This window comes from Acidisphaera sp. S103, from assembly GCF_009765975.1.
GTDB lineage: Bacteria > Pseudomonadota > Alphaproteobacteria > Acetobacterales > Acetobacteraceae > Rhodopila.
This window is the reverse complement of sequence record NZ_LMUJ01000103.1, coordinates 54,416-57,391: the sequence shown is the minus strand read 5'-3', so window position 1 is coordinate 57,391 and position 2,976 is coordinate 54,416. Positions and strand designations below refer to the sequence as shown.

Here is a 2,976-nt window from a genome sequence, read left to right as displayed (position 1 = left end):
CCTCGCCGGTGCCATTATCGGCGCGACCGTCGTCGTCCTGCTGCGCGACCAACTCACCGAGTTCCTGCCCCGCCTGTTGGGCTCCTCCGGCGATTTTGAGACAGTCGCATTCAGCCTCGCCGTGATCCTGTTGCTGCAATACGCCCCGCGCGGCATTGCCCCCGCACTGTTCCGCCGCCTCAGCCATCGCGCGCCGGATCGCACTGCTGCCATCCTGCCGTCCGGCGCCAAGCCGCCGCGGGGCGCCTTGATCCTCGAAACCACGGCCTTGGAGAAGCGCTTCGGCGGACTGATCGCCGCCCACGGCATCGACCTGTCCGTCCACGCCGGCGAAATCGTTGCCCTGATCGGTCCCAATGGCGCCGGTAAAAGCACCACGTTCAACCTGTGCAGCGGTGCCCTGAGTCCAAACGCCGGCACCATTCGCCTGCTGGACCACGACATCCACGGCCAGGGCGCCCGTACCATCGCCCGCCGTGGCCTCGCCCGCACGTTCCAGCACGTCAAACTGCTGCCCGAGGCAACCGTTCTCGACAACATTGCCCTCGGCGCTCATTTGCGTGGCCGAGCGGGCATGGTGCGATCCATGCTGCGTCTCGATCGCGCCGAGGAAGCCGCCTTGCTCCACACCGCTCGGGTTCAGGCGGATCGGGTCGGGCTGGGGGACGTCCTGGACACCCCGGCCGGCAGCTTGCCACTTGGTCGCCAACGCCTGGTCGAGATCGCCCGCGGCCTATGCCTCGACCCCTGCGTCTTCCTGCTGGACGAACCCGCCGCTGGCCTGCGTCTGCAGGAGAAACAGGCGCTGGCGGGGTTGCTGCGAGCGCTGCGGGATGAAGGCATGGCAATTTTGCTGGTCGAGCATGACATGGATTTCGTCATGGACCTCGCCGACCGGGTGGCGGTGATGGATTTCGGCGAGAAGATCGCCGACGGGCGTCCCGAGCAGATCCAGGACGACGCGATCGTGCAGGAAGCCTACCTCGGCGGTGTCGCGTGACGCTGCTGTCGGTGGAAAACCTGTCCGCCGGCTACGGCAAGGCCGAGGTGCTGCACGGCGTCAGCCTGTCGATCGCTGAGCGGCAGATCGTTGCGATCGTTGGTCCGAACGGCGCCGGAAAAACCACCCTGATGCACGCGGTGATGGGTCTGTTGCCGCGTGGCGGGGTGGTTTCGTTTATGGGCCAAGCCGCGGGCGACGCCGGGTGGATGGTGCGGCGTAGCGTCGTCCTGGTGCCCGAAACCCGAGCCTTGTTCACGGACATGAGCGTCGAGGACAACCTGCGACTGGGTGCCTTTGCCCGATGGCAACAGGGTGCGCGCGATCTGCCGGCGTCGATGGCGGATGTGTTCCATGTGTTTCCCCGGCTGGAGGAGCGGCGGCGCCAGTTGGCCGGCACGCTGTCCGGCGGAGAGCGGCAGATGCTGGCGCTGGGCCGTGCCCTGATGGGAAAGCCCCGGTTGCTGCTGCTGGATGAGCCTAGTTTGGGGCTGGCACCGAAGATCGTCGCGGACATCTTCCGGGTGATCGGCGCGCTGCGGGATCGCGGCATCGCCATCCTGCTGGTGGAACAGAATGCCCGCGCGGCGCTGCAAATGGCGGATTACGGCTATGTGCTGGAAATGGGCCGCGTGGCATTGCACGGGCCGTGTGAAACACTGGCGCAGGATGTTCGGGTGATCGAAACGTATCTGGGGCGGCGGCGGGACGCGGTGCCGGAACGGTAAGGGGACGGGTTCCACATCTCTATCGTGGAAAGTGTTCGACGTGCGTCTCGGCGGTACGGCCGAAGTAGACGGCGCGGCGCCCCGTGAAGGAGACGATGTAACCGACGCAGGCAGCCGCCATGACCGAAGCTGGGTGGCCGAAGCAAGAACGCGAGCCGAGACACCTCCATCGCGTCAAACACCTCGACATACGCATATTTATGCGTATGTTCTCCCACATGAGCAGCACCACCGACCGCCGCCCTACCAATGTAAGCCTGCCAGCCAGCTTGGTTGACGAGGCCAAATCCCTGGGCATCAACCTCTCGCGGGCCTGCGAAACGGGGGTGGAGGCCGCGCTCAAAGCTGAGCGTGAGCGCCGGTGGAAGGCCGAAAACACGGACGCCATCATCGCTTACAACCAGTGGGTCGAGGAACACGGCCTTCCGCTGGAAGAGTTTCGCCAGTTTTGAGTCAGTTCTCCGTCTATCCCATGCCGCGCTCCCGGGCGGGTTATGTCGTCGATATCCAATCCGGCCTGCTGGACGAACTATCGACGCGGGTCGTTATTCCGCTGCTGCCGCGGAGCGCGGCCCCGCGTATTCCCGCCAAGACCCTCAATCCGATCATTTCGGTAAGCGGCGCCGAATACGTGCTGATGACACAAAACATTGCAACGGTTCCGCTGTCACTATTGCGCACGCCCGTTGGTACGCTGGCCACGCATCGCGATGAAATCGTCCGTGCGATAGACGCTCTTCTCAGCGGACTCTGAAGCCGTCCCGTCAGTCCACCATCCCATACCGGCCGATACTCAGCCCGTACGGCCCGCCCGGATGGTTGTGCCAAACGGTATGATCGGCCAAAGACGACGGCATGGCCGACGACACTGACCGCACCATCCGCCTGCTGATGACCACCCGGTTCGTCCGCAGCATCGGCCAGGGGGCTTTGGCGGTCGATCTCACCTTGTACCTGCGTGCCCTGCACTGGTCGGCGGTGGCGATCAGCGGCGTGCTCAGCGCGGCTTTGCTGGCAGGGGTCGTCCTGACACTGTTCGCCGGCCCGCTGAGCGATCGCGGCGGCCGCCGGCCCTTCCTGTTCGTTTATGAGGCCGCACAGTGCGTCGCCGGCCTGGTCGCCTGTCTGTCGGCGCAACCGGTCCTGCTGTGGGGCGCGGCGATCGTGGGCGGCTTCGGCCGAGGCGGCAACGGCGCCGCTGGCCCGTTCGCTCCGGTCGAGCAGGCCTGGCTCGCCCAATCCCTCACA

5 protein-coding genes are annotated in these 2,976 nt (G+C 65.7%); all 5 read left to right on the top strand.

Translation table 11 applies throughout. The features are described 5' to 3' along the window. The coding region (locus tag GSQ89_RS38865; RefSeq protein ID WP_216856548.1) for an ABC transporter ATP-binding protein at positions 1-1,000 on the top strand (1,000 nt) is incomplete at its 5' end. Next, a complete protein-coding gene (locus GSQ89_RS34125; protein ID WP_158932573.1) occupies positions 997-1,728 on the top strand; it encodes an ABC transporter ATP-binding protein in 732 nt (243 codons plus the stop codon). The genes GSQ89_RS38865 and GSQ89_RS34125, both read left to right, overlap by 4 nt. Positions 1,729-1,946: 218 nt before the next feature. Next, positions 1,947-2,180 (top strand): type II toxin-antitoxin system CcdA family antitoxin, encoded by a 234-nt coding sequence (locus GSQ89_RS34120; RefSeq protein ID WP_254073507.1) that lies wholly within the window; start codon positions 1,947-1,949, stop codon positions 2,178-2,180. Beyond that, positions 2,177-2,482, top strand: coding sequence for a CcdB family protein (locus GSQ89_RS34115; protein ID WP_158932572.1), 306 nt, complete (start codon positions 2,177-2,179; stop codon positions 2,480-2,482). Before GSQ89_RS34120 ends, GSQ89_RS34115 begins: the two co-directional genes overlap by 4 nt. Before the next feature lie 101 nt (positions 2,483-2,583). Beyond that, positions 2,584-2,976: MFS transporter (locus GSQ89_RS34110; RefSeq protein WP_158932571.1), on the top strand; the 393-nt coding region annotated here is incomplete at its 3' end.